This is a genomic window from Pararobbsia silviterrae (assembly GCF_003628125.1).
In the GTDB taxonomy this organism is placed as follows: domain Bacteria; phylum Pseudomonadota; class Gammaproteobacteria; order Burkholderiales; family Burkholderiaceae; genus Pararobbsia; species Pararobbsia silviterrae.
The window spans coordinates 92,359-119,023 of the sequence record NZ_RBZU01000016.1 but is presented as its reverse complement, the minus strand read 5'-3'; the positions used below and the strand labels follow the sequence as shown (position 1 = coordinate 119,023).

General features: G+C 66.2%; 25 protein-coding genes. 16 read left to right on the top strand and 9 right to left on the bottom strand.

Going from position 1 to position 26,665, the window contains the following annotated elements; genetic code table 11:
• Positions 1–316: 316 nt before the first annotated feature.
• Positions 317–1,405 carry a murein transglycosylase A gene (gene mltA, locus D7S86_RS25970; RefSeq protein WP_121090875.1) on the bottom strand — a complete coding sequence of 363 codons (1,089 nt, stop codon included), beginning with the start codon at positions 1,403–1,405 and terminating at the stop codon, positions 317–319.
• Positions 1,406–1,477: 72 nt separating this feature from the next.
• A complete protein-coding gene (apaG, locus tag D7S86_RS25965; protein WP_121090859.1) occupies positions 1,478–1,852 on the bottom strand; it encodes a Co2+/Mg2+ efflux protein ApaG in 375 nt (124 codons plus the stop codon).
• Positions 1,853–2,174: 322 nt separating this feature from the next.
• Between apaG and rpe the strand changes: the two genes are divergently transcribed.
• From rpe to D7S86_RS25925, 8 genes are all read left to right on the top strand, one after another.
• Positions 2,175–2,867, top strand: coding sequence for a ribulose-phosphate 3-epimerase (gene rpe / locus D7S86_RS25960; RefSeq protein WP_121090873.1), 693 nt, complete (start codon positions 2,175–2,177; stop codon positions 2,865–2,867).
• Positions 2,864–3,613, top strand: coding sequence for a phosphoglycolate phosphatase (locus D7S86_RS25955; protein WP_121090857.1), 750 nt, complete (start codon positions 2,864–2,866; stop codon positions 3,611–3,613). The genes rpe and D7S86_RS25955 overlap by 4 nt, the downstream gene beginning before the upstream one ends.
• A gap of 467 nt (positions 3,614–4,080) precedes the next feature.
• The gene (trpE, locus tag D7S86_RS25950; RefSeq protein ID WP_121090871.1) at positions 4,081–5,574 is read left to right on the top strand and encodes an anthranilate synthase component I; all 1,494 of its coding nucleotides are present in this window, start codon (positions 4,081–4,083) and stop codon (positions 5,572–5,574) included.
• 147 nt (positions 5,575–5,721) lie between these two features.
• On the top strand, positions 5,722–6,291 hold the full coding sequence (locus D7S86_RS25945; protein WP_121090855.1) for an anthranilate synthase component II: 570 nt from the start codon (positions 5,722–5,724) through the stop codon (positions 6,289–6,291).
• A complete protein-coding gene (gene trpD, locus D7S86_RS25940) occupies positions 6,288–7,349 on the top strand; it encodes an anthranilate phosphoribosyltransferase (protein WP_121090854.1) in 1,062 nt (353 codons plus the stop codon). The genes D7S86_RS25945 and trpD overlap by 4 nt, the downstream gene beginning before the upstream one ends.
• A 46-nt stretch (positions 7,350–7,395) precedes the next feature.
• Positions 7,396–8,184 carry an indole-3-glycerol phosphate synthase TrpC gene (gene trpC / locus D7S86_RS25935; RefSeq protein ID WP_121090852.1) on the top strand — a complete coding sequence of 263 codons (789 nt, stop codon included), beginning with the start codon at positions 7,396–7,398 and terminating at the stop codon, positions 8,182–8,184.
• Between the two features lie 15 nt (positions 8,185–8,199).
• Positions 8,200–8,895 (top strand): CYTH domain-containing protein, encoded by a 696-nt coding sequence (locus D7S86_RS25930; protein WP_121090850.1) that lies wholly within the window; start codon positions 8,200–8,202, stop codon positions 8,893–8,895.
• A 152-nt stretch (positions 8,896–9,047) separates the two neighbouring features.
• Positions 9,048–9,839 (top strand): uracil-DNA glycosylase, encoded by a 792-nt coding sequence (locus D7S86_RS25925; protein WP_121090849.1) that lies wholly within the window; start codon positions 9,048–9,050, stop codon positions 9,837–9,839.
• Positions 9,840–9,980: 141 nt separating this feature from the next.
• On the opposite strand, the gene D7S86_RS25920 is transcribed toward D7S86_RS25925, so the two are convergent.
• From D7S86_RS25920 to D7S86_RS25905, 4 genes are all read right to left on the bottom strand, one after another.
• Complete coding sequence (locus tag D7S86_RS25920; protein WP_121090847.1) at positions 9,981–10,574, bottom strand: FMN-dependent NADH-azoreductase; 594 nt, start codon at positions 10,572–10,574, stop codon at positions 9,981–9,983.
• A gap of 189 nt (positions 10,575–10,763) precedes the next feature.
• Complete coding sequence (locus D7S86_RS25915; RefSeq protein WP_121090846.1) at positions 10,764–12,572, bottom strand: M61 family metallopeptidase; 1,809 nt, start codon at positions 12,570–12,572, stop codon at positions 10,764–10,766.
• 142 nt (positions 12,573–12,714) lie between these two features.
• Positions 12,715–13,449: a DsbC family protein gene (locus D7S86_RS25910; RefSeq protein WP_121090845.1), complete on the bottom strand. Its 735-nt coding sequence runs from the start codon at positions 13,447–13,449 to the stop codon at positions 12,715–12,717.
• Positions 13,450–13,679: 230 nt separating this feature from the next.
• Positions 13,680–14,852 carry a UbiH/UbiF family hydroxylase gene (locus D7S86_RS25905; protein ID WP_121090843.1) on the bottom strand — a complete coding sequence of 391 codons (1,173 nt, stop codon included), beginning with the start codon at positions 14,850–14,852 and terminating at the stop codon, positions 13,680–13,682.
• Between the two features lie 285 nt (positions 14,853–15,137).
• On the opposite strand from D7S86_RS25905, the gene ychF reads away from it, so the two are divergent.
• The 3 genes from ychF (at position 15,138) to D7S86_RS25890 (ending at position 19,176) form a co-directional block, all read left to right on the top strand.
• Positions 15,138–16,232 (top strand): redox-regulated ATPase YchF, encoded by a 1,095-nt coding sequence (gene ychF, locus D7S86_RS25900; RefSeq protein WP_121090842.1) that lies wholly within the window; start codon positions 15,138–15,140, stop codon positions 16,230–16,232.
• Positions 16,233–16,262: 30 nt separating this feature from the next.
• Positions 16,263–17,930: an energy-dependent translational throttle protein EttA gene (gene ettA, locus D7S86_RS25895; protein ID WP_121090841.1), complete on the top strand. Its 1,668-nt coding sequence runs from the start codon at positions 16,263–16,265 to the stop codon at positions 17,928–17,930.
• 130 nt (positions 17,931–18,060) lie between these two features.
• Positions 18,061–19,176, top strand: coding sequence for a DUF748 domain-containing protein (locus tag D7S86_RS25890; protein ID WP_121090839.1), 1,116 nt, complete (start codon positions 18,061–18,063; stop codon positions 19,174–19,176).
• Positions 19,177–19,205: 29 nt separating this feature from the next.
• Here the strand turns inward: D7S86_RS25890 and D7S86_RS25885 are convergent, their stop codons facing one another.
• The 3 genes from D7S86_RS25885 to D7S86_RS25875 are packed head-to-tail and all read right to left on the bottom strand — an operon-like array spanning position 19,206 to position 21,953.
• Positions 19,206–19,829: an HAD family hydrolase gene (locus D7S86_RS25885; RefSeq protein WP_121090838.1), complete on the bottom strand. Its 624-nt coding sequence runs from the start codon at positions 19,827–19,829 to the stop codon at positions 19,206–19,208.
• A gap of 14 nt (positions 19,830–19,843) precedes the next feature.
• Positions 19,844–21,655: an aminopeptidase P family protein gene (locus D7S86_RS25880; RefSeq protein ID WP_121090836.1), complete on the bottom strand. Its 1,812-nt coding sequence runs from the start codon at positions 21,653–21,655 to the stop codon at positions 19,844–19,846.
• Between the two features lie 37 nt (positions 21,656–21,692).
• Positions 21,693–21,953 carry a hypothetical protein gene (locus D7S86_RS25875; RefSeq protein WP_420813306.1) on the bottom strand — a complete coding sequence of 87 codons (261 nt, stop codon included), beginning with the start codon at positions 21,951–21,953 and terminating at the stop codon, positions 21,693–21,695.
• 135 nt (positions 21,954–22,088) lie between these two features.
• Here D7S86_RS25875 and hemA point away from each other — a divergent pair, with 135 nt between their 5' ends.
• From hemA to D7S86_RS25850, 5 genes are all read left to right on the top strand, one after another.
• Positions 22,089–23,456 (top strand): glutamyl-tRNA reductase, encoded by a 1,368-nt coding sequence (hemA, locus tag D7S86_RS25870; protein ID WP_121090834.1) that lies wholly within the window; start codon positions 22,089–22,091, stop codon positions 23,454–23,456.
• Between the two features lie 134 nt (positions 23,457–23,590).
• Positions 23,591–24,673, top strand: coding sequence for a peptide chain release factor 1 (gene prfA / locus D7S86_RS25865; protein ID WP_121090833.1), 1,083 nt, complete (start codon positions 23,591–23,593; stop codon positions 24,671–24,673).
• Positions 24,670–25,542, top strand: a complete 873-nt coding sequence (prmC, locus tag D7S86_RS25860; RefSeq protein ID WP_121090831.1) for a peptide chain release factor N(5)-glutamine methyltransferase — start codon at positions 24,670–24,672, stop codon at positions 25,540–25,542. Before prfA ends, prmC begins: the two co-directional genes overlap by 4 nt.
• Positions 25,543–25,644: 102 nt before the next feature.
• A complete protein-coding gene (gene grxD / locus D7S86_RS25855; RefSeq protein WP_121090830.1) occupies positions 25,645–25,959 on the top strand; it encodes a Grx4 family monothiol glutaredoxin in 315 nt (104 codons plus the stop codon).
• A gap of 4 nt (positions 25,960–25,963) precedes the next feature.
• A complete protein-coding gene (locus D7S86_RS25850; protein ID WP_121090828.1) occupies positions 25,964–26,554 on the top strand; it encodes a UbiX family flavin prenyltransferase in 591 nt (196 codons plus the stop codon).
• Positions 26,555–26,665 lie beyond the last annotated feature (111 nt).

Genomic DNA, 26,665 nt, shown 5'->3' with positions numbered 1-26,665 from the left:
AACTCATCAAACTTCGCTGCGTTTTCTGCGTCGCTGCGTTTGCAGCAGAGAAGCGAGATTATGTACACCTCACTTCGTTTCGTCAACAAGTTTTTTCAGCAAACTTTTTAACGAATCGGGACTTCAAAGATTAGAAAATTTCTGAAATCCCGCCGATCCGGAGTCATTCCCGAATCGCGAAAACGTGAATTCTAGCGGTATGCCGTGCCGGCATGCAAGTGCTTTTTGGGATCGACGATTTTCGAGACTCAAAACACCGTCCACGCCTGGTCCGGGCCATCGCCGAGCGCACGCGTCGGCGGCCCCTCCCCCCGCATTACGACCGCGGAAGCAGGAGCCACATGCGGCCGCGCTGCTTCATATGGCCGGCGAGATCGCCTGCCTCGTCGCCGAATCCCCAAAAGTAGTCGGCGCGTACCGAGCCCTTGATCGCGGAGCCGACGTCTTGCGCAAACACGAGCTTGTTCAGCGGCTCGCTCGACATCGGTCGCGTCGTCGACAGAAACACCGGCGTCCCCAACGGGATCGCCGTCGGATCGACGGCGATCGAGCGCTCCGACGTCAACGGCACGCCGAGCGCGCCGATCGGACCATCGTCCGCCCCGCCGCCCGGCACCTGAGTTCCCAATTCGCGGAAGAACACAAAGCGCGGATTGACATTGAACACCGCGTCGACTCGCGCCGGATTCGCGCGCGCCCACGCGCGGATGCCCTGCATCGTCGCCTGAGCCGGCGTCAGTTGCCCGTGATCGATCAACCAGCGGCCGATCGATTGATACGGCTGGTTGTTCGTGCCGCCCACGCCGACGCGCATGACCGAACCGTCGTCCATCGTGATGCGCCCCGAACCCTGAATCTGCAAAAAGAACGCTTCGACCGGGTCGTCGACATAGACAAGTTCCGCACCGTCGAGGACGCCGCTGCGCATCAGGTGCGCGCGATCCGGCAACGTATCGCCCTTTCGATAGGCGGACGGCCATTTATAGAGCGGATAAAGATACGGCGCGCGGCGCACACGCGAGCCCCTGAGCCGCGGCTCGTAGTATCCCGTCACAAGTCCATCGACCGAGCCGTCGGTATTGGCGAGCTGATAGGGCGTGAAATACTGTTCGAAGTAAGCGCGCACGGCCTGCGCATCGAGTTCGTCGAGTTGCGACGCGGCCGCGCACGCGGCACGCCAGCGCGCCTCGCCGCCGACGCGCGCGCAATTGGCGCGCAGCGCGGGCATCGCGCCGATCAGCGCGTCGTCCTGCCAGCCGGGCACGCTGTCCCATCCCACGGGCGTCAGGCGCTGGGTCGCGATAATGCGCGCCTCGTCGAGGTCAGGCCCGCCCACTCCGGAATTCCACGCGCCGGGCTCGGGCCCCTTCGAAACCGGCCCGTGCGACGCGCACGAGGCCAGCATCACCAGCAGCGCACCGAGTGCGCCGCGCAAGACTCTGTCAATACGGCAATGCAAGCGTCAACCTCGTTCGGCTCAATGCAGGGTGCGCGGCATCGCGAGCCCAAACTCGGCGATCGGCGCCTCGAAACGCGTTCCGTCCTCGGCCACGCAGAAGTATTCGCCGCGCATCGATCCCGCGGGCGTCGCGATAACGGCCCAACTCGTGTACTCGAACTGTTCCCCCGGCGCGAGCAGCGGCTGATTGCCGACGACCCCGAGTCCCGCGACTTCCTGGATCGTGTTCTCGCCATCGGTAATGACCCAGTGCCGCGATATCAGCTGGGCCGCCACCGTGCCGGTATTGCGTATCGTGATCGTGTACGCGAATGCGTATTGGCGTCCGGTCGGGTCCGATTGCTCGGGTAGAAAGCGCGCCTGGACGGCGACGGACAATTGGTATGAGTTCATGACGTGGGTTCGCGCTCGCGCGGCGCGAAACCCGCGCCACGATGTCCCGACGCATTCTCTACGAAGCATCCCTACCCTGCAACCGAACGCCGCCCCGGAAGCGCGGCGCCGACGGCGTTAAAATCGCCCTTCGCATGCGAAGACGGGAGCCGCGCGCTCCAGCGCCGCCACCGGCCGCCGAGCCGAACGCGCCCCACCCGCGGACTCGCCCGCGTCGTCGCCGCCCCCCCGCTGCCGTCACACACGACACCGGACGCGGCCGTCGCCGGCAAGCCGCCGCATGCACCGGTTCCTTTATGCAGCACCACTCGGTCCCCTGATGATGAATCCGACATACCGTATCGCCCCCAGCATCCTGTCCGCCGATTTCTCGCGTCTCGGCGAGGAAGTCCGCAACGTCGTCGCCGCCGGCGCGGACTGGATCCATTTCGATGTGATGGACAACCACTACGTGCCGAATCTCACGATCGGCCCCGTCGTGCTCGAGGCGATCCGCCCCCATGTGAGCGTGCCGATCGACGTCCATCTGATGGTGCGTCCGGTCGACCGGATCGCGCCCGACTTCGCGAAAGCGGGCGCCAACAGCATCACGTTCCACCCCGAGGCGTCGGATCATGTCGATCGCACGCTGTCGCTGATCCGCGATCACGGTTGCGAAACCGGCCTTGTCTTCAATCCGGCGACGTCGCTCGATCATATGGATCACGTCATGGACAAGATCGACATCATCCTGATCATGTCGGTCAACCCCGGTTTCGGCGGACAGTCGTTCATCGGCGAGGCGCTCAATAAATTGCGCACGGCGCGCCGCAAGATCGACGCGTATCGCGAACGCACGGGGCGCGAAATCAAGCTTGAAGTCGATGGCGGGGTCAAGGTCGACAACATCGCGCAAATCGCGGCGGCCGGGGCCGATACGTTCGTTGCGGGCTCGGCGATCTTCGGCCACCCGGACTACGCGAAGGTCATCGGCGACATGCGCGCCGAACTCGCCTCGCTCGCGAAAGCCGCATGAGCGCGTCCGAGCGCCCGACGGCGCGCATCGGCGAAGAAACCCCCGGCCACGCGCGCACGGCGGATCCGGCCGCGCGTCGCGCGGAGATTCGCGGCGTCATCATCGATCTCGACGGGACGATGGTCGACACCGCGGGCGATTTCCACGCGGCGCTGAACCGGATGCTCGCCGACCTCGAACTGCCCTCGATCGACAGCGACGAATTGCTGCGCTACATCGGCAAAGGTTCGGAGCATCTCGTGCGAAGCGTGCTGTCGGCCCGGCTGCCCGCCGATCACGTCGAGGCGCGCTTCGCGACCGCGCTCGACCGCTATCAGCACGCCTATGCGCAGGTCAACGGCATGCACGCGAGCGTCTATACGCATGTGGCCGAAGGCCTCGCGGCGCTGCGCGACGCGGGACTCAAGCTCGCCTGCGTGACGAACAAACCGCACCGATTCGCGGTGGCGCTGCTCACGCAGGTCGGCCTGCACGCGTATTTCGACGCGGTCTTCGGCGGCGACAGCTTCGCGCGCAAGAAGCCCGATCCGTTGCCGATGCTCAAGGCGTCCGAGGCCCTGGGCCTCGCGCCCGCGCAGATGCTCGCGATCGGCGACTCCGAAAACGACGCCCTCGCCGCCCGCGCGGCGGGCATCGCCGTGCTCACGGTGCCCTACGGGTACAACCATGGGCAACCTGTACAATCGATCGACTCCGATGGTATAGTCGGCACGCTGCTCGAAGCCGCGCGCTGGCTGCATCAATAGGTCCTCGATATGCGAGTACCGGATGCCGGACCCCAGCGCGCGCAACGTCGGCAAGCGGTATTCGAGGTGCGCGGGCGTCGATACGCAAGCGCTGCGGATACCGGGTTCGGCCCCGACGGGGTCAAACAAAACCTCTCTTCTTCGTCATGTTCGTCAATCGGAAACGGAGTCAATGCGATATCGACCGGGGAGCCTGGCCCTGGCGTCGCTGGTCTTGGTGATTCATACACAAGGCCGCTGAAGCTCGCCTTCAGCTTCCGTTTTCTGTCTGTGTTGCTTTCCGCGTCAACGGCTTCGATCGGCATATGCCGGTCAGTCCGCTCGCATGTCCGACGATCGCGCCCGCCCGCATGCGGCCCGGCGTATCGAACGGCGCGCGAACGGTTCGAGCCGCGCGCAAGGCACGCCCCCCGCGTGGCACACGTCCGTCCGAATCGGGCCCGCGCGGGCTTACCGGAACCCAAAGCATGACCGAACTCGAATTCCAGTCGCTCGCCAATGCGGGCTACAACCGCATTCCGCTGATCGCCGAGGCGCTCGCCGATCTCGAGACCCCGCTCTCGCTCTATCTCAAGCTCGCCCAGCCCGAACGCAACGGCGCGAATTCATTCCTGCTCGAATCGGTCGTCGGCGGCGAACGCTTCGGCCGCTACTCGTTCATCGGGCTGCCCGCACGGACGCTGCTGCGCGCGATCGGCACGCGGTGCGAAGTCGTCCGCGACGGCGTCGTCATCGAGACGCACGAGGGCGACCCGCTCGAATTCATTCAGACCTACCAGGCACGCTTCAAGGTGGCGCAGCGTGCGGGACTGCCCCGCTTCTGCGGCGGTCTCGCCGGCTATTTCGGCTATGACGCCGTGCGCTTCATCGAAAAGAAACTCGCGGACACCGCGCCGCCCGACGATCTCGGTCTGCCCGATATCCAGTTGTTGCTGACCGAGGAAGTCGCGGTCATCGACAATCTCGCGGGCAAGCTCTACCTGATCGCCTATGCGGATCCCGCCCAACCCGAGGCCTATGCGAAGACCCGCCAGCGGCTGCGCGAACTCCGCGCGCGGCTGCTCAAGACGGTCCAGCCGCCCGTCACGTCGGCAAGCGTGCGCACCGAGATTCATCGCGAGTTCGACAAGCAGGACTATCTGACCGCGGTGCGCAAGGCGAAGGAGAACATCGCGGCCGGCGAACTCATGCAGGTCCAGATCGGACAGCGCCTGAGCAAGCCGTATCGCGACAACCCGCTGTCGCTCTATCGCGCGCTGCGCTCGCTGAACCCGTCGCCGTATATGTACTTCTACAATTTCGGCGACTTCCAGGTGGTCGGCGCGTCGCCCGAAATTCTCGTCCGGCAGGAAGAACGCGGCGACGAACGCATCGTGACGATCCGTCCGCTCGCGGGTACGCGTCCGCGCGGCAACACGCCCGAGCGCGACGCCGAACTCGCGACCGAACTGCTCAACGATCCGAAGGAGATCGCCGAGCACGTGATGCTGATCGATCTCGCGCGCAACGACGTCGGCCGCATCGCGAAGACGGGCTCGGTCGTCGTGACGGACAAGATGGTCATTGAAAAGTACTCGCACGTGCAGCACATCGTGAGTTCGGTCGAGGGCAAGCTCAAGCCCGGCACGACGAACCTCGACGTGCTTCGCGCGACGTTCCCGGCCGGCACGCTGTCCGGCGCGCCGAAGGTCCGCGCGCTCGAACTCATCGACGAACTCGAACCGGTCAAGCGCGGCATCTACGGCGGCGCGGTCGGCTATCTGTCGTTCTCGGGCGAGATGGACCTCGCGATCGCGATCCGCACGGGCATCATCAAGAACGGCAACCTCTACGTGCAGGCGGCAGCCGGCATCGTCGCCGACTCGGTGCCCGAGATGGAATGGCAGGAAACCGAAAACAAGGCGCGCGCCGTGTTGCGCGCGGCCGAACAAGTGCAGGACGGGCTCGACGCGGAGATTTGAGCGGGGCCGCCGGCGACCGGCGTTCACGCGTCGCCCCACCCGCTGATCGAGACCGTCCGTCGTTCCCATGCTCACGCGATACGCGTGGCCGGAGCGGCCTCGACGCTCGAGCGGAATCCATCCAGTTTCACGAAGTTAGGAGCCGTCATGTTGCTCATGATCGATAACTACGACTCGTTCACCTACAACCTCGTCCAGTACTTCGGCGAGCTTGGCGAAGACGTGCAGACGCACCGCAACGACGAGATCACGATCGAACAGATCGAAGCGCTCAAGCCCGACCGGATCTGCCTGTCGCCGGGCCCGAGCAATCCGCAACACGCGGGCATCACGCTCGACGTGCTGCGCACGCTCTCGGGCAAGTACCCGATCCTCGGCGTCTGCCTCGGCCATCAGGCGATCGGCGAAGCGTTCGGCGGCCGCGTCGTGCGCGCGCGCTCGATCATGCACGGCAAGGTCAGCGAGATCGACACCGACGGCCGCGGCGTGTTCGCCGAACTGCCCAAGCGTTTCACCGTCACGCGCTACCACTCGCTCGCGATCGAGGAAGCGACGCTTCCCGATTGCCTCGAGATCTCTGCGCGCACGCCCGACGGCGAAATCATGGGCGTACGCCACAAAACACTGCCCGTCGAAGGCGTACAGTTCCACCCCGAATCGATCCTGTCCGAACACGGACATGCATTGCTCGACAACTTCCTCCGAGGCGTGCGATGACCGACCACCTGCCCCCCGCGCACAGCGCGCCGATCACGCCTCAGGAAGCCCTGCAGCGCACGATCGAGCATCGCGAAATCTTTCACGACGAAATGCTGCACCTGATGCGGCTCATCATGCGCGGCGAACTCTCGCCCGTGATGTCGGCCGCGATCATCACGGGCCTGCGCGTCAAGAAGGAAACGATCGGTGAAATCACCGCGGCCGCGATGGTCATGCGCGAGTTCGCGAACAAAGTCGACGTCGAGGACGATGCGAATTTCGTCGACATCGTCGGCACGGGCGGCGACGGCTCGCATACGTTCAATATCTCGACCGCCACGATGTTCGTGACCGCCGCGGCCGGCGCGAAAGTCGCCAAACACGGCAATCGCGGCGTATCGAGCAAGTCGGGCAGCGCCGACGTGCTCGAGGCGCTCGGCGTCAACATCATGCTGTCGCCCGCGCAAGTCGCCGAGTCGATCGCGGAAACGGGCATGGGCTTCATGTTCGCGCCGAACCACCACCCCGCGATGAAGAACGTCGCGGCCGTGCGCCGCGAAATGGGCGTGCGCACGCTGTTCAACATCCTCGGCCCGCTGACGAATCCGGCCGGCGCGCCGAATCAGCTGATGGGCGTGTTTCATCCGGATCTCGTCGGCATTCAGGTCCGCGTCATGCAGCGGCTCGGCGCGCAGCACGTGCTCGTCGTCTATGGCCAGGACGGCATGGACGAGGTCTCGCTCGGCGCGGCGACGAAGGTCGGCGAACTCAAGGACGGCATCGTGACCGAGTACGAGATCCATCCCGAAGACTTCGGTCTGCAGATGGTGTCGAACCGCAGCCTCAAGGTCGCCGATGCGACCGAGTCGAAAGCGCTGCTGCTCGGCGCGCTCGACAATACGCCCGGCGTCGCGCGCGAAATCGTGACGCTCAACGCGGGCACCGCGCTCTATGCGGCGAATCGCGCCGCCTCGATCGCCGACGGCATCGCGCTCGCGCGCGAAGCGATCGCCAGCGGCGCCGCGCGCGCGAAGGTCGACGCCCTCGTGCAATTCACGCAACGATGCACGGTCTGACGCCTCGCACGCGTCGCCCCCGTCCAACGACTCTCTGCACGAAGCCATGAGCGATATTCTCGAAAAGATCATTGCGGTCAAGCGCCAGGAAGTGGCGATCGCCGAACAAAGCGCGCCGTTCGAAGACCTCCGTCTGACCGCCGAATCGCGTGCGCCCGCGCGCGATTTCGTCGGCGCGCTGCGCGCCAAACACGCGATCGGCGCACCGGCCGTCATCGCCGAAGTCAAGAAGGCGAGCCCTTCGAAGGGCGTCTTCAAGGAAGACTTCCGGCCCGCCGAGATCGCCGCGTCGTACGCGCGTCACGGCGCGGCCTGCCTGTCGGTGCTGACCGACGTGCAGTTCTTCCAGGGCAGCGCCGCCTATCTCGAAGCCGCGCGCGCGGCATGCGAGATCCCCGTGCTGCGCAAGGACTTCATCATCGATCCGTACCAGATCGTCGAAGCGCGCGCGATGAACGCCGATTGCATCCTGCTGATCGCGGCCGCGCTCGAACCGCAGCAGATGCACGATCTCGAAGCGCTCGCGCATTCGCTCGGTCTCGCCGTGCTCGTCGAAGTCCACAACGGCGAGGAACTCGACGACGCGCTCAAACTGCGCACGCCGCTGATCGGCATCAACAACCGCAATCTGCGCACGTTCGAAACCTCGCTCGACACCACGCTCGGCCTGCTCGAACGCATTCCCGACGATCGCATCGTCGTGACCGAGTCGGGCATTCTCGGCCGCGCCGACGTCGAGCGCATGCGCGCGCGCGACGTCCACACGTTCCTCGTCGGCGAAGCGTTCATGCGCGCCGACGATCCGGGCGCGGAACTCGCGAAGCTTTTCTTCTGAGAGAGGTCGCATCCCATGGCCGTCGAAGCGGAACTTAAACTCGCGCTGCCGGCCGCTCAGCGCGAACACGCGACACGCGTGCTCGAAGCGATCGCGGGCGGCGCAGGGCGCCCGATCCGGCTCTCGAACGTCTACTACGACACGCCGACGCTCGATCTCAAGCGCGCGCGCAGTGCGCTGCGCGTGCGGCTCGCGGGCGATCGCTGGCTCCAGACGTTCAAATCGGGCGGCGGCGCGCAAGGCGGTCTGCATCGGCGTCACGAATGGGAAATGCCCGTCGCGGGCGATGGGCTCGAACGCGATGCGCTGATCGCGGCGGTCGAACGCGATCTCGCGGCCGCGCACGCGTCGTCGAGCGCCGCGCACGATGCCGAACACGCATCGTTGAGCGCGGCGCTGCAAACGCTCCGTGATGCGTTCGCGACGCTCGGCCCGCTGTTCCGCACGGACTTCACGCGCACGCTCTGGAACGTGACCGAAGGCGACGCGCAGATCGAGATCGGATTCGACGACGGCGAAGTCATCGCGGGCGATGCGCTTCACCGCCGCACGCTGCCGATCCTCGAGATCGAACTCGAACTCAAGCGCGGCGACGAATCCGCACTCGAACGGCTCGCCGCGCGGCTGCGCGAACGCATTCCCGGCCTCGCGGCCGACGACGTCAGCAAGGCCGAACGCGGCTATCGCCTGATCGACGCGACACCGCGCTGAGCGCGTCGACTGCGTCGGCCCCGCCGGCCGCGTCGCGCGACGTCGTGGCGAGGCGCACGGTCGCCGCCGCGGCGCTCCATCGCAGGCGATCGCTACAATCGGCTTCACTGTCTCCCGGCGCAACACGCGCCGAGCTCACCTTCGATCCCAGCATGCCGACTTCGCGACGCAATTCGAAAGATCACCAGACGCAGGACCTGTTTGCGGACCCGGCACCCGCGTCCGCCCCGCTCCACACGCCGCTTCATGCGCAGTTCGCGGCGCTGTCGCCCGCCTGGCGAGCGTGCGTCGCGTCGTTCGTCGACGGACCCGCGTTCACGGACCTCTGCCGCTTCGTCGACGGCGAGCGCGCGGCCGGCAAGACGATCTACCCCGACACCGTGTTTCATGCGCTCGAACTTGTCGAACCCGATGACGTGAAGGTCGTGATCCTCGGACAGGACCCCTATCACGGCGAAGACAAGGGCATCCCCCAGGCACATGGCCTCGCGTTTTCCGTGCGGCCCGGCGTGCGCCCGCCGCCGTCGCTGCGCAATATCTTCAAGGAGATTTCGGCGAGCCTCGGTCACACGACGCCGACGCACGGCACGCTCGAATCATGGGCCCGGCAGGGGGTCTTGCTGCTCAACACGGTGCTGACGGTCGAGCGCGCGCAGGCCGCGAGCCACGCGAAACGCGGCTGGGAAGGCTTCACGGACACGCTGATCGCGGAATTGTCCGCGCGGCATGCGGGCCTCGTGTTCATGCTCTGGGGATCGCATGCGCAGGCCAAACGCGGCTTGCTCGGCGGCCGCGACCATACGGTGCTCGAAGCGCCGCATCCGTCGCCGTTATCGGCGCATCGCGGCTTTCTCGGCTGCCGTCATTTCGTGCTCGCGAACGAGGCGCTCGCCGCGCGCGGCCGCGCGCCGATCGATTGGCGTCTGCCCGAGGCGACGGACTGATTGGCTGACTGATGACGGACTGATCGACGAATGAAAAACACCCCGGACGCTCGAACGGCATCCGGGGTGCAGTCATGCTTCGCATCGCGCCGGCGCGACGGCCGGCTCAACGCCGACCGAACGCGACCGCGCAGCACTCGATTACAGCGCGGCAATCGCCTCGCGCGCGCCCGCCAGCGCGGTCTGCGCGGCGTCCGGGCCCATGGCCAGGCCTTCGGCGTAGATGAACTCGACGTCGGTCATGCCGAGGAAGCCGAGGAACGTCTTCAAGAACGGCGTTTGCGTATCGTTCGGCGTGTTGATGTACTTGCCGCCGCGCGCCGCCGTGATGTAGACCTTCTTGCCCTTCACGAGTCCTTCAGGACCGTTCTCCGTGTAGCGGAACGTGACGCCCGCACGCGCGATCTGGTCGAAGTACGCCTTGAGTTGCGTCGAGATGCCGAAGTTGTAAAGCGGCACGCCGATCACGACGACGTCCGCGGCCTGGAGTTCTTCGATCAGCGCGATGCTGCGCGCGTCGATCGCGACTTGCTCGGGCGTGCGCTTGTCGGCCGGCGTGAAGAACGCGCCGAGGATCGCGTCGTCGAGGTGCGGCAGGTTGTCGACGAGCAGGTCGCGAACCACGACCTTCGCGCCTTCGCGCTTCGCGAGTTGCGCGACGAGTTCATTGGCGAGTTGGGTCGATTGCGCGCCTTGCGAGCGAGCGGCGGAATTCAGTTGAAGAATGGTCGTCATCTTGGGCTCCGGTAGTGGGTGGTCTCGCGGAATGCCGTAAGACCTTGGATGCCATTATCGACATCGGCCGCCATCGAAAAAGCCACCGCGCCTCAACAGATTGTCCTGCCCGAGACAACAGTGACGCGTTCGATGCCGAAACCCCAGGGCAGCCTCCGTGCGCCGCCCCGCCCAGCAAGGCTCGCCGTCCTATGCGCCGATCCAGCCCTTGCGCAGCGCCGCCGTGGTGCTTTTCCGGCGACGGATCGTCGCTGTGTCGTTGACAGTCAGCCGGTAGCGCGAGACCTCGGCCGCGTCGAGCGCGATCGTCGTCTCGCGGAGCTCGTCGCGCCGGAACGCATGCACACGGACCTTGTCGCCGGGCCGATACCGCGCGAGCAAGGCGTCGAGGTTGCCTCCCGTGACGCGCAAACCGTCGATCGCGACGAGCACGTCGCCCGCCGACAGCCCCGCGCGACGCGCCGCGCCGCCGTCGTGCACGGCCGCCAGCACGGCGTCCGCGCCCGCCCGCATGCGCACGCCGAGCGAAGGCTTGCCGTTCGCCGCATCGGGTTCGAGGGCAACGCCGAACGGCGCGAGCAGCGCGTCGAGCGGCAGATCGCGCGTGCCGTGCACGGCCTCGCTGAACAGACGGCCGAGCGCGACGCCCGTCACTTCGCGAATCAGCGACTCGACGTCGTCTTCACCGATCCCCTGCGGTTTGCCGCGATAGAAGTCGCGGCCGTAGCGAACCCAGAGCGCGCGCATCACGTCGTCGAGCGACTTGCGATTGCCGGTCTCCGCACGGATCGCGAGATCGAACGCCAACGCGACGAGCGATCCCTTCGTGTAGTAGCTGACGATCGCGTTCGATGCGTTTTCATCCTGGCGGTAATACTTGATCCACGTATCGAACGAACTCTCGGCGACGCTCTGCTTGCGGCGTCCGCTGCCGCGCTGCACGCCGCCGACCGTCTTGCCGATCAGCGTCAGATAGTCGTCACGCGCGATCACGCCGCTGCGCACGAGCATGAGGTCGTCGTAATACGACGTGAAGCCTTCGAACAGCCAAAGCAGCGATGTGTAGTTCTCGCGCGTGAGGTCGTACGGCGCGAACGCGGCCGGCTTGATCCGCTTGACGTTCCAGGTGTGGAAATATTCGTGGCTGCACAGGCCGAGATAGGTCCGATATCCGTCGGTCATCGCCTCCTTGCCGCGCACGGGGAGATCGCCGCGGCTGCAGATCAGCGCCGTCGAGGCGCGATGTTCGAGTCCGCCGTAGCCGTCGCCGACGGCCACGGTCATGAACACGTAGCGGTCCATCGGCGCGCGCTTCGTGCGCGGCTCGAACAAGGCGATCTGGGCCGCGCAGATCGTCGCGAGATCGCGTGTGAGGCGCGGCATGTCGAGCGCCGTCACCTTGCCCGCGATGACGACGTCGTGCGGCACGCCGTGCGCCTCGAAGCGTCCGAGCTCGAAACGCCCGAGCGTGACGGGATGATCGACGAGTTCGTCATAGTTGTCGGCGCGATACTCGCCGAAACCGTAGCGCCGCGTGCCGCGCACCTCGCGCAGCGCGGTCGCGACGCGCCAGTCCGCGTAGGCCTCGCCGTCGGGCGGCGCGATCCGGACGCGGCATTCGACGTCCTCGCGGCCCGCCGGAAACAGGAACACGCTCGTGCCGTTGAAGAAGCCGAGCGTGTCGTCGAGATGCGCCGCGCGCACCGACAGATCCCACGCGTAGACCTCATACGTGACGCTCAACGCGCCTTGCACGGGCGCGGCTTCCCAGGTCTGCTTGTCGAGCTTGCGCAGCGCGACCTTGCGGCCGGTCGCCTCGCTGCGCGCGGCGATCGTCACGATGTTGCGCGCGAATTCGCGAATCATGTAGCTGCCCGGGATCCAGACCGGCAGCATGAACCGCTGCCCCTGCGCGTCGGGATCGGCAATCGTGACGGTGACTTCGAACAGATGGGCGGCGGGGTCTTTCGGGACAATCGCGTAGTGAACGGGCTTCATCGGACGGGTGCGTTCTTGTTGTCATGAAAAACGGCATGCCCCGAATCGGACGGCATGCCGCAATCGTCGGCCCGCAGCGCGGCGGGTCTGTCGAGCCCATCGAGCCGTCGGCCCGCTCGGGCCGATGCTCGAGGATCGAGCGTCAATGGACGCTCGACATTTCCTTCTCGAGCCGGTCCGCGGTCACGGCGCCCGGCAGGCGGCGTCCGTCGGCGAGGAACACGGTCGGCGTACCCGTCACGCGCAAGGTACGGCCGAGATCGAGGTTATGCGAGAGCACGGTCGTATCGCAGGTGCCCGGCGCGCTCGGCGCGTGATGATCGAGCATCCAGCTCGTCCAGGCCTTCGCGCGGTCGGTCGAACACCAGATCGACTTCGACTTGAGCGTCGAGTCCGGCGACAGGATCGGGAACAGGAACGTGTAGACCGTCACGTTGTCGACGGACTTGAGTTCCTCTTCGAGCTTGTGGCAATACGGGCAATTCGGATCCGAAAACACCGCGATCTTGCGCTCGCCGGTGCCCTTGACGAGCTTGACGGCGTCGTTGAGCGGCAATTTCGAGAAGTCGATCTTGTTCAGTTCGGACGCGCGCGCATCGGTCAGATCGACGTGATTCTTGACGTCCATGAGGTCGCCCGTCAACACGTAGTCGCCGTTCGCGTCGCTATAGACGATCTGCTGGTCGGTATCGACTTCGTAGATGCCGGGCATCGGCGTCTTGAGCACGTCGCGCACCTGGATATCGCTGCCGAGACGCGACTGCAAGATGCTCTTGAGCTTGTCGGTCGTCGCATCGGCGTTCGCGCGCGAGAACGGCAACGCGGCGAGCAGCGCGATCGCGAGCAGGGGCAGCGCACGGCGAAGAGGGGATTTCATGCTTGTCTCCGATGTTTCCAGAAAGAGGGGCCACGAATCGCGGCGTACCCGGATGCGCGCGCCGTCGGCGTCAGACGCACATTGTGCGCCGAGTGCCGACCGTTTGCTGCAAGGCCGTCGCGGCGGACCGGCCGGTCTTCGGCATGCGCGCGCCGTGCGGCGACGGCATCCCGCGTCTGCGGCGTGTGCAGCGTTTGCGGCGTGTGTCGTGTGTGTCGCATCGCGCGCGCTCAGCCCAGCGCATGCGAGACGAGCCAGCGCTTGATCTGCGGCTGCGCGCCGACAAGCGCCAGGCCGGCGTTCCGGATGCCCTTCGCAATCGGCCCGGGCAGCGCGAACAGCCGCTGCAGGCCGTCGGTCGCCGCCATCATGCGCTGAATATCCTCGCGGCGCGAGCGCTCGTAGCGGCGCAGCAGGATCGGATCGCCGACGTCGCGGAACGTTTCCTTCGCGCCGAGCGTATCGACGAGCGATGCGACGTCGCGCAAGCCGAGATTCATGCCCTGGCCCGCCAGCGGATGTATCAGATGCGCGGCATCGCCGACGAGCGCCACACGCGGCGCGACGAGCCGGTCGACGGTCTGCAGCGCGAGCGGAAAGCCCTGTGCCGGCGTCACGCACTCGAGCGTGCCGAAGCGGTCGCCGACGACGTCCGCGAGCGCCGCGGTCAGGGCCTCGGGGGACATTTCGAGCAAGGCCTGCGCGTGCGCGGTCCGCGCCGACCAGACGAGCGACGCATAAGGTCCGGCGAGCGGCAGCATCGCCACGATTTCGCCGCCCGTGAACCATTGGGTCGCCGTCTCGCCGTGCGAGCGCGAGATCCGGAAGTTCGCGACCACGCCCGTCTGCTGATAGTCGCGCCGTTCGACCTTCGCCCCCATTTGAGCGCGGACCCACGACTGCGCACCGTCGGCGCCGATCACGAGCCCGGCGGTCAGCGTCTCGCCGTTATCGAGCGAGACCGTCGCGTGCGCGTCGGAGATCTCGAGTCCTTGCGCGCGCGCATCGAGCCAGTTCAATTGGGGCTGGAAACGTAAAGCGGTATCGAGCGCGTGCTCGACGACATTCGATTCGACGATCCACGCGAGCTGAGGCACGGCGGCCTGGAACGCGGAGAAATGCAGTTCCGCGTTCGCGTCGCCGTAGACGCGCATGTCATAGACGGGGCCGATCTTCGACGCATCGATCGCCTGCCAGACGCGCAATCGTTCGAGAAAGGTCTGCGAACTCGACGAGAACGCATAGACGCGCGAGTCGAAGCGCGCGCCGGGCGGCAACGGATGGGCGGGCTGCGCGAGCAGCGCGACACGCATGCCGATCTGGGTCAGAGCAAGGGCGGCGGCCTTGCCGACGAGACCCCCGCCGACGACGAGGGCCTGAAAGGTCTGGGGAGTTCCACGCATGGCGGCATTATAGCCGCGGGGGTCCGGCCGGCAGACGGGACGGCGCACAGGCCGGCGCCCCGCCGACGTCGGCCGCGGCCGCTCGGCATATCGGGGTTCACCGATCGGGGTTCACCCGCGCCCCCTCACGTCGCCGGGTTCCGCGACGCGCGCGACGGTACAATACGCGCTTTCCGGTATGGCGAACTTCGGGGCGGGTCGGACGACCGCCGAGGCGGCAGCACGACCGCGCGAACGCACGCGCGGGCCATACCGTTACCGATACTTCCGGATTCAAAGGATTTCATGAGCCTCAAATGTGGGATCGTCGGCTTGCCGAACGTGGGCAAGTCCACGCTATTCAATGCGCTGACCAAGGCCGGCATCGCCGCTGAAAACTATCCGTTCTGCACGATCGAGCCGAACGTCGGCGTCGTCGAGGTGCCCGATCCGCGCCTGGGCAAGCTCGCGGAGATCGTCAAGCCCGAGCGCATCGTGCCGGCCGTCGTCGAATTCGTCGATATCGCGGGGCTTGTCGCGGGCGCGTCGAAGGGCGAAGGCCTCGGCAACCAGTTCCTCGCGAACATCCGCGAGACCGATGCGATCACGCACGTCGTGCGCTGCTTCGAGGACGACAACGTGATTCACGTCGCGGGCAAGGTCGATCCGCTGTCGGATATCGAAGTCATCAACACCGAACTCGCGCTCGCCGATCTCGCCACGGTCGAGAAGGCGCTGTCGCGCTATTCGAAGGCCGCGAAGTCGGGCAACGATAAGGAAGCCGCGAAGCTCGTCGCGGTCCTCGACAAGGTTCAGAAACAGCTCGACCAGGCGAAGCCCGTGCGCGCGCTCGACCTCAACGAAGACGAACGCGCGCTGATCAAGCCGTTCTGCCTGATCACGGCCAAGCCGACGATGTATGTCGCGAACGTCAAGGAAGACGGCTTCACGAACAATCCGCACCTCGAAGCCGTGCAAAAGTACGCCGAGGCCGAGAAGTCGCCCGTCGTCGCGGTCTGCGCGGCGATCGAGGCGGAAATCGCCGATCTGTCGGATGAGGACAAGGCGGTGTTCCTCGCCGACATGGGCATGGAAGAGCCGGGCCTCGACCGCGTGATCCGCGCGGGCTTCCGGCTGCTCGGCCTGCAGACCTACTTCACCGCGGGCGTCAAGGAAGTTCGCGCGTGGACGATCCATGTCGGCGACACCGCGCCGCAAGCCGCGGGCGCGATCCACACCGACTTCGAGCGCGGCTTCATTCGCGCGCAGACGATCGGCTTCGACGACTACATCTCGCACAAGGGCGAGACCGGCGCGAAGGAAGCCGGCAAGATGCGCGCCGAAGGCAAGGAATACGTCGTCAAGGACGGCGATGTGATGAATTTCCTGTTCAACGTCTAAGCGCGCAACGCAACCCGGACTCCAGACCCCATGGCTCAATACGTATTCACGATGAACCGGGTCGGCAAGATCGTGCCGCCCAAGCGCCAGATTCTCAAGGACATCTCGCTGTCGTTCTTCCCCGGCGCGAAGATCGGCGTGCTCGGCCTCAACGGCTCGGGCAAGTCGACCGTCCTCAAGATCATGGCGGGCCTCGACACGGAAATCGAAGGCGAAGCCACGCCGATGCCGAACATCCAGATCGGCTATCTGTCGCAGGAACCCCAGCTCGACCCCGAGCACACCGTGCGTCAAGCCGTCGAAACCGGTCTCGGCGACGTCTTCGAAGCGCAGAAGAAGCTCGACGAAATCTACGCGGCCTACGCGGAGCCCGATGCGGACTTCGACGCGCTCGCGGCCGAACAAGCGAAGTACGAGGCGATCCTCGCGACGTCCGACGGCGGCAGCGCCGAGCAACAGCTCGAAGTCGCGGCCGACGCGCTTCGCCTGCCCCCATGGGATGCGAAGATCGGTCACCTGTCGGGCGGCGAAAAGCGCCGCGTCGCGCTGTGCCGCCTGCTGCTCTCGAAGCCCGACATGCTGCTGCTCGACGAACCGACGAACCACCTCGACGCGGAATCCGTCGAATGGCTCGAACAGTTCCTGACGCGCTTCCCGGGCACCGTCGTGGCCGTCACGCACGATCGCTACTTCCTCGACAACGCGGCCGAATGGATTCTCGAACTCGACCGCGGCCACGGCATTCCCTGGAAGGGCAACTACAGCAGTTGGCTCGACCAGAAGGAAACGCGCCTCAAGCAAGAAGAAGCCAGCGAATCGGCTCGCCAGAAGGCGCTCAAGAAAGAACTCGAGTGGGTGCGCCAGAACCCCAAGGGCCGCCAGGCGAAATCGAAGGCCCGTCTCGCGCGCTTCGAGGAACTCAATAGCGCCGACTACCAGAAGCGCAACGAGACGCAGGAAATCTTCATCCCCGTCGGCGATCGGCTCGGCAATGAAGTCGTCACCTTCGAGAACGTCACGAAGAGCTACGGCGACCGCCTGCTCATCGACAACCTGTCGTTCACGCTGCCGCCCGGCGCGATCGTCGGCATCATCGGGCCGAACGGCGCCGGCAAGTCGACGCTGTTCCGCATGCTCACGGGCCGCGAACAGCCGGACAGCGGCACGATCACGCTCGGACCGACGGTCAAGCTCGCGTACGTCGATCAGAGCCGCGACGCGCTCGACGGCAACAAGACGGTCTTCGAGGAGATCTCGGGCGGCGCCGACGTGCTGACGGTCGGCAAATACGAAACCCCGTCGCGCGCATATATCGGCCGCTTCAACTTCAAGGGCGGCGACCAGCAAAAGGTCGTCGGGAATCTGTCCGGCGGCGAACGCGGGCGGCTGCATCTGGCCAAGACGCTGATCGCGGGCGGCAATCTGCTGCTGCTCGACGAACCGTCGAACGACCTCGACGTCGAAACGCTGCGCGCGCTCGAAGACGCCCTGCTCGAATTCGCGGGCTGCGTGATGGTCATCTCGCACGATCGCTGGTTCCTCGACCGGATCGCGACGCACATCCTCGCGTTCGAAGGCGAATCGCAGGTCGTGTTCTTCAACGGCAACTACCAGGAATACGAAGCGGACAAGCGCAAGCGTCTCGGCGAAGAAGCCGCGAAGCCCAAGCGCATCCGCTACAAGCCGATCGCGCGCTAAGCATCGCGTCACCGATCCCGTCCGACGGCCGACCCTCATGTCGGCCGTTTTTTTTGCACGCGCGGGTCCGCAACTTGCGCGGACGTTTCAAAAGCGCGTTTGAGGCGTTCCATCCGACAAGGAGGTCGGCATGCAGCGAAGCCCGTCGAGGATCGGCGTCATCGCCTGGATCGCGGTCGTCCTGATCGTCATCGCAGGCACGCTCGCCTATGTCTGGGCCACCCGCACGGTCCGCCAACGCATCCTCGAAGCGCTCGGCCCCGACGCCAGCGTCGAACAGATCGACGTCGGCTGGTCGTCGGTCAGCCTGCGCGGCGTCCGGCTTCGCGCGCCGTCGGGCTGGCCCGCGCCCGACGCGTTTCGCGCCGATCGCATCGATATCGCGCCCGACTGGCCCGCGTGGTTCTCGCACCGCGTCCATCTGACATCGGTCGAGATCACGCATTTCTACGAGTCGGGCGTGCGAACCCCGCAAGGCACGCTCGTCGTCCTGCCCGGACTCAAGGAGCACGTCGCGCGCATGGCGCAGCAGCACGCGGACGACACCGGTCCCGACGGTCCGCGCGCGCCCATGACGATCGACGTCGATCGCATCCATTTCAGCCAGGGCCAGTTCGACTTCTACGACGAAAAGATCGCGTCCCCGCCGTTCGCTGTCCATCTCGATGCGCTCGACGCGTCGATCAGTACGCTCGATTTCCCGGCGCTGTCGAGCCGGTCGACGATCCGGATCGGCGCGCGCATGGGCGGCGGCACCGTCGCGATCGACGGCTGGATCGCGTTCGACACGCGCGACTCCGCGTTCGCGATCCGCCTCGAACGGATCGACGCGAAAGCGCTCGCGCCTTATCTATTGCGCGGACAGAAGGTCACAATCACATCGGGCACGCTCGACATGACGATGGACTGGCATGTGCAGGGATTCGAGTTGCATGCCCCGGGCCGCGTCAGCCTCGCGAACTTCGCCATCGCCCCGAGCCGCGACGGCCCCGTCGATTCGCTCGCGTCGATTCCGAAAAAAGCCGCGGTCGCGGCGCTCAAGAACGACCAGGGCCGCATCGACATTCCGTTCGCGCTGCAGGGCAATCTGCGCGACCCTCATTTTTCGATCGAAGAGGACTGGTCCAAGCGCGTCAGTGCCGGCCTCGCGAAAGCGGCGGGTGTCTCGGTCGACGACGTGAGCAAAGGCGCAAGCGATGCCGCGAAGGGCATCGGCAACGCGCTCAAAAGCCTGATCGGAAAGTAGCGCGGCGCGCGCACGCGTGCGCCATTCGCTCAGAACGTCACGCCGAGCGTCTCGAGCGTGCGCGCGGTCGTCGCGGCGCTCGTATGGTGGATGCCGTGCCAACCGAGGCGCGTCGCCGCGTCCGCGTTCTTCGCGTTGTCGTCGATGAAGACGATCTCGGCCGGTTCGATATCGGGAAACTGCGCGCGGATCCGCGCGAACATCTCCGCGTAGATCGCGGGATCCGGCTTGACGAGCCGGACCCGGCCCGACACGACGATATCGCGAAAGCGCTGCAGGAACGGATAGTGTTCGAGCGCATACGGGAAGGTCTGCGCCGACCAGTTCGTGAGGCTGAACAGCGGCATGCCCGCCGCATCGAGCCGCTCGAACAGCGCGATGCCGTCGTCGAGCGTGCCGCGCAGCATCTCGGTCCACCGCGCATAGAAGGCGCGAATCAGCGGCGCATGGTCGGGAAACGCGGCGACGAGCGCCTCGGTGCCCGCTTCGATCGTCTGGCCGCCGTCTTGCCGGATGACCCAGTCCATCGTGCAGACGTGAGTCAGAAACCAGCGACGCGCGTCGTCGTCGGGAATCAGTTCCTTGTAGACGTACTCGGGACTCCAGTCGAACACGACGCCCCCGAGATCGAACACGACCACCTTGATCGCCATCGCGCGCTCCCCGTTCAGATCGCTGCCGTGCGTTCGATGAGCCACGCTTTCGCCTCGCCGTCGACATGCGGCAGCACGCGCGCGCGCACGGTCTCGTGATACGCGTTGAGCCAGGCGATGTCCTCGGCGCTCAGCAGCGCGCGCTCGATGCAGCGCGTGTCGATCGGGCACAGCGTCAGCGTTTCGAAGCGCAGGAATTCGCCGAACGGCGTTTTGCCGGCGTCGACGTTGAGCACGAGATTCTCGATCCGGATCCCCCACTCGCCCGGACGATAGATGCCGGGCTCGATCGACGTGATCATGCCGGCTTCCATCGCCGTATGCGCCTCGGGCGCGGCGTAGTACGAGATGACCTGCGGGCCTTCGTGCACATTGAGGAAGTAGCCGACACCGTGGCCCGTCCCGTGCGTGTAGTCGACGCCGCTTGCCCAGATCGGGGCGCGCGCGATCGCGTCGAGCAGCGGCGATTTGATGCCGCGCGGAAACGTCGTGCGCGACAACGCCATCGTGCCCTTGAGCACGACCGTGAAATCGCGCTTCTGCGCGGCCGACGGCGTACCGACCGGCACGACGCGCGTGATGTCGGTCGTGCCCCCGACGTACTGGCCGCCCGAGTCGATCAGCAGCAATCCGTCGCCTTCGATGACCGCGTGCGAGGACTCGAGCGCGCGGTAGTGCGGCATCGCGCCGTTCGCGTTGAAAGCGGCGATCGTCGCGAAGCTCGGGCAGGTGTAGCCCGGACGCCGGGCGCGCGCCGCCGTGATCTGCTCGTCGATCGTGAGTTCGGTCACGCGTTCACGGTTCACGGCGCGCTCGAACCATGCGAAGAACTCGCAAAGCGCGGCGCCGTCCTGCTCCATCGCCGCGCGCACGTGATCGGCTTCGGCGCCGACCTTGCGCGACTTGGCGAACGTCGACGGATTCACGCAGGCGATCTGCCGGAGCGTCGCGGGCGCCGACCGGAGCACGCCGTAGGTCACGCGGCGCGGATCGACGAGCAACGCGCCGTCGGCCGGCAGCGCACGCAGCGCATCGGCGAGCGCCTCATAGGGCGCGAGCGTCACGCCATCGGCGTTCAGCGCGTGCTCGACGGCCGCCGGAACCTTGCGCGCGTCGATAAACAACGTCGCCGACGTCGCGCCGATCAGCGCATGCGCGACGAACACCGGGTTGTAGTTCACGTCGGCGCCGCGCAGATTGAAGATCCAGGCGAGATCGTCGAGCGTCGAGACGAGATGCCAGTCGGCGCCCGCGTCGGCGATCGCCTGGCGCACGCGCGCGAGCTTGTCCGCGCGCGAGACCGGCGCAAACGCCGGATCGTGTTCGTAGATCGGCTGGGCGGGCAAGGCCGGGCGGTCGGACCAGATGGCCGCGAGCAAATCGACGTCCGCGACGAGTTCGATGCCGCGCGGGCGGAATGCATCGATGAGTGCGTTCGCGGCCGCGAGTCCGAGCACGGTCCCGTCGACGCCGACGCGCGCGCGTTCGCGCAAATTCGCGGCGAGCCAGTCGATATGCGCGTTCGCCTGCCCGGCGACGATCTTCATCATCTGGATGCCGGTGCCCGCGAGTTGCGCTTCGGCCTGCACCCAGTAGCGGCCGTCGACCCAGAGACCCGCGAAATCGTGCGTGACGACGAGCGTGCCGACCGAGCCCGTGAAGCCCGACAGCCATTCGCGCCCTTGCCAGTGCGCAGGCAGGTATTCAGAGATATGCGGATCGGACGACGGGACGATCGCCGCATCGACGCCGGCCTCGCGCATCGCATGGCGCAACGCGTCGAGCCGGAACTGCACGGACGAGACGGCGGGCGTTCTTGCATTCATCGGTCAATCTCCTGAAAAGTACACAAGCGAGGCGCCGTCAGGTCCGCGCCCGGCGCGCGGCGAGCCGGGCCACGACGACGACGGCCGCGATCGCCGCCAGGACCGTCGCGAGCCATTCGAGTGACTGCCCGTCGCTGAACGCGCCGCTGACGTTACCCGCGAGCTTGATCGCGAGCGCGGCGACGACGCCCGCGACGACCGCCGCGGCCCGACCGCCGCGGCCCGCGAACGCGGGCGTCGACGGATGGAAGCGCCAAGCGGCCCAAGCGATGACCGCGGCAAGAATTGCAGTACCCAACCAACCCATCGGAACGGCATCCCTTTGCAAAAACGGTGTGGCGAATTATCGCAAATCGCCGCCACCGCGACGGATCTGCGCGGAACCGGCCTCAAAGCTATAATACCGGCCAAGTATCAGGGTCTAGTCGAACGAATGCAGCTGCTCGCCATCGGGATCAACCACCACACGGCGCCGCTCGCCTTGCGCGAACGCGTTGCGTTCCCGCTCGACCGGATCAAACCCGCGCTCGAAATGCTGCGCGGCGTCTGGCCCGGTACGGCAGGCACGGCGGCCACGCCGCCCGGCGAACCGACCGCCATTGCCTCGGCGACGGCCATTGTCGGCGCGCCGGCCTGGGTCGGCGGCTCGGCCGAAGCCGCGATTCTGTCGACATGCAATCGGACCGAACTCTATTGCGCGACCGACGACCGCGGCGCGCGCGAGCACGCGATCCAGTGGCTCTCGCAATTTCATAACATCTCCGTCGACGAACTCGCGCCGCACGTCTATGCGCTGCCGCAGTCCGAAGCCGTGCGCCATGCGTTCCGTGTCGCGTCGGGGCTTGATTCGATGGTGCTCGGCGAGACGCAGATCCTCGGCCAGCTCAAGGACGCCGTGCGGACCGCGACCGAAGCGGGCGCGCTCGGCACCTATCTGAACCAGTTGTTCCAGCGCACGTTCGCGGTCGCCAAGGAAGTCCGTGGCCAGACCGAAATCGGCGCGCACTCGGTCTCGATGGCCGCCGCGGCCGTCCGGCTCGCGCAACGGATTTTCGACAATGTCTCGAAGCAGCGCGTGCTGTTCATCGGCGCCGGCGAGATGATCGAACTCTGCGCGACGCATTTCGCCGCGCAAAATCCGCGTGAGCTCGTCGTTGCGAACCGCACGGCCGAGCGCGGCACGCGTCTGGCCGAACGGTTCAACGGCCGGGCGATCCCGCTCGCCGACCTCCCCTCGCGGCTCCACGAATTCGACATCGTCGTCTCGTGCACGGCCAGCACGTTGCCGATCATCGGCCTCGGCGCGGTCGAACGCGCGATCAAGGCGCGCCGCCATCGGCCGATGTTCATGGTCGATCTCGCGGTGCCGCGCGATATCGAACCCGAAGTCAGCGATCTTGAGGACGTGTTCCTCTATACCGTCGACGATCTCGGCGCGATCGTGCGCGAAGGCAACGCGATGCGCCAGGCGGCCGTCGCGCAGGCCGAAGCGATCATCGAAACGCGTGTCTCGAATTTCATGCAATGGCTCGACGCGCGCAGCGTCGTGCCCGTGATCCGTCAGCTCCACGGCCATGCCGACGCGATGCGGCTCGCCGAGCTCGACCGTGCGCAAAAGATGCTCGCGCGCGGCGACGATCCGTCGGCCGTGCTCGAAGCCCTGTCGGTCGCGCTCACGAACAAGTTCATGCATGGCCCCACGCATGCGCTGAACCGCGCGGCCGGCGAGCGCCGCGAGCAACTCGTCGAGCTGCTGCCCGATATGTTCCGCCCCGCCGGACGCTATAGCGGCCACCATTAGCGACGCCCCTCGCGCGACGGCCCGCCGCCGGCGCTTTTCCGACGAGTCCGCCGCGCCACGCACGCCGGCCCGACGCGCTACCTAGCCGTCATGCGACCGACTCGCCCGTACCGCCTCTTCGCCTCGGAACCCCGATGAAATCGAGTATGCAAAGCAAGCTCGACCAGCTCACGCTACGACTGGCCGAACTCAATCAGTTGCTGAGCCAGCCGGATATCACGTCGAACATCGACCAATATCGGCGCTTCACGCGCGAGCACGCGGAACTCACGCCGGTCGTCGAGCAATACGCGCTCTGGCGCCAGGCGTCCGACGATGAGCAGACCGCGCTCGACCTCGTCGCCGATCCGTCGATGCGCGACTTCGCCGAGGACGAAGTCCGCGAGGCGCGCGGCCGCATGACGACGCTCGAAGGCGATCTGCAGAAAATGCTGCTGCCGAAGGATCCGAACGACGACCGCAACATCTTCCTCGAAATCCGCGCGGGCACGGGCGGCGAGGAAAGCGCGCTGTTCGCGGGCGCGCTGTTGCGCATGTATATGCGCTACGCGGAACGCCATCGCTGGCAGATCGAACAGATCTCGGAAAGCGCATCGGATCTCGGCGGCTACAAGGAAGTCATCGTGCGGCTCGTCGGCCAGGGCGCGTATTCGCGGCTCAAGTTCGAATCGGGCGGTCATCGCGTCCAGCGCGTGCCCGAAACCGAAGCGCAGGGCCGCATCCATACGTCGGCCTGCACGGTCGCCGTGATGCCCGAGGCCGACGAAGTCGCCGAAGTCCAGATCAATCCGGCCGATCTGCGCATCGATACCTTCCGTGCCTCGGGCGCGGGCGGACAGCACATCAACAAGACCGATTCCGCGGTCCGCGTGACGCACCTGCCGACCGGCATCGTCGTCGAGTGCCAGGACGACCGCTCGCAGCACAAGAACAAGGAGCGCGCGCTCAAGGTGCTCGCCGCGCGCATCATGGACAAGCAGTATCAGGAGCAGCACGCGAAGGAAGCCGCGACGCGCAAGAGCCTGATCGGCTCGGGCGACCGTTCGGAACGGATTCGGACATACAACTTCCCGCAGGGACGCATGACCGACCATCGGATCAATCTGACGCTCTACAAGCTCGACGCGATCATGGACGGCGACCTCGACGAGTTGATCGGCGCGCTCGCGAGCGAACATCAGGCCGAGCAACTCGCGGCGCTCGGCGAAGGCGCATGAACCCGCGGACCGCCGCCGCGTTGCTGCGCGCGACGCCGCTCGATGCGCTCGATGCGCGCGTCTTGCTCACGCACGCGCTCGGCTGGCGCCGCACGGATCTGATCACGCGCGGCGATGCGCCGCTCAGCGATGCGCAGATCGCGGCGTTTGTCGCGCTCGAACAGCGCCGCGTCGCGGGCGAACCCGTCGCGCAGATCGTCGGACATCGCGAATTTTTCGGCCTCGACTTCGAGGTCACGCGCGATGTGCTGATTCCGCGGCCCGATACGGAGCTGCTCGTCGAAACCGCCTTGCTCGAATTGCGCGCGCGCGCCGAGTCTCGCCCGCGCGTCGCCGATCTCGGCACGGGCAGCGGCGCGATTGCGATCGCGATCGCGCACGCGCGTCCCGATGCGCGCGTCATCGCGACCGACCGCTCGCGCGCCGCGCTCGACGTCGCGCGACGCAACGCGAGCCGCCTGCTCGACGCGACATCCGCCGGGCCGGCCATCGATTTCCGTGAAGGCGACTGGTTCGACGCGCTCGCCGCCGAAGCCCATGCCGACCACGCGGAGCCGCCGCGTTTCGCGTTGATCGTCAGCAATCCGCCGTACATCCGGGCGGGCGACCCCCATCTCGACGACGGCGACCTGCGCTTCGAACCGGTCGACGCCTTGACCGACCACGGCGATGGACTTCGCGCGCTGCGCACGATCGTCGGCGGCGCGCGCGCATGGCTCGATCGCGGCGCGGCGCTCTGGGTCGAGCACGGCTACGACCAGGCCGCGGACGTCCGCGCGCTGTTCACGGCCGGCGGCTACACGGATGTCGAATCGCGCCGCGATCTGGCCGGTATCGAACGCATCACGGGCGGCCGCATGCCGGCTTGATCCGGGGCCGCCCGGGAAGGGCCGCGGCCGAGCGCCACGGCACGCCGGCCGGCGAAATCCGCTATTATTTCCGCATTGTTACCCCCAATCAGAACCCTCGCCATGACTACGCAAGAACGCATCAAGGAAATCGTGACCACGAACCCGGTGGTCCTGTTCATGAAGGGCACGGCTCAGTTTCCGATGTGCGGCTTCTCGGGCCGCGCGATCCAGGTGCTCAAGGCCTGCGGCGTCGAGAAGCTCACGACGGTCAACGTGCTCGAAGACGACGAGATCCGCCAAGGCATCAAGGAATACGCGAACTGGCCGACGATCCCGCAGCTTTATATTCAAGGCGAATTCGTCGGCGGGTCGGACATCATGATGGAAATGTACGAATCGGGCGAACTTCGCCAGATGCTGACGGCCGCGGTCTGACCGCGTGCGCCGGCTGATCATTGCCGTCACCGGAGCGACGGGCGCGATCTATTCGATCCGGCTGCTTGAAAAGCTTCGCTCGCTCGGCGGCATCGAAACGCATCTCGTCGTTTCGTCGGCGGGCTGGCTCAGCATCCAGCATGAATTGGCACTCGACCGGCCGTCGGTCGAGCATTTTGCCGATGTCGTGCATAACGTGCGCGACGTCGGCGCGACGATCGCCAGCGGATCGTTCGCGACGGACGGCATGATCGTCGCGCCTTGCTCGATGAAAACGCTCGCGAGCATTGCGCACGGCTTGTCCGACAACTTGATCGCGCGCGCCGCGGACGTCACGCTCAAGGAGCGCCGCCGGCTCGTGCTGATGGTGCGCGAAACGCCGCTCAATCTCGCACATCTGCGCAATATGACCGCCGTGACCGAGATGGGCGGCGTGATCTTTCCTCCGTTGCCCGCGTTTTACGAAAAACCTGCCTCGATCGACGAGATGGTCGACCATACGGTCTCACGCGTACTCGATATGTTCTCGCTGGGCCCGACCCTTACCGAAGGCTGGGGCGGACTTCAGAAAACATCGGCCGGCGGGACGCATTAACTGACTTTGCCGAGGCGATTCTGTGAAGCTCGATTCGCAGCGATCCAACGGATCTTGAGCATTTTCGACCGACCGTGCGAGCCTTATCCGGCGGTCTTTCCGGTAAATGAA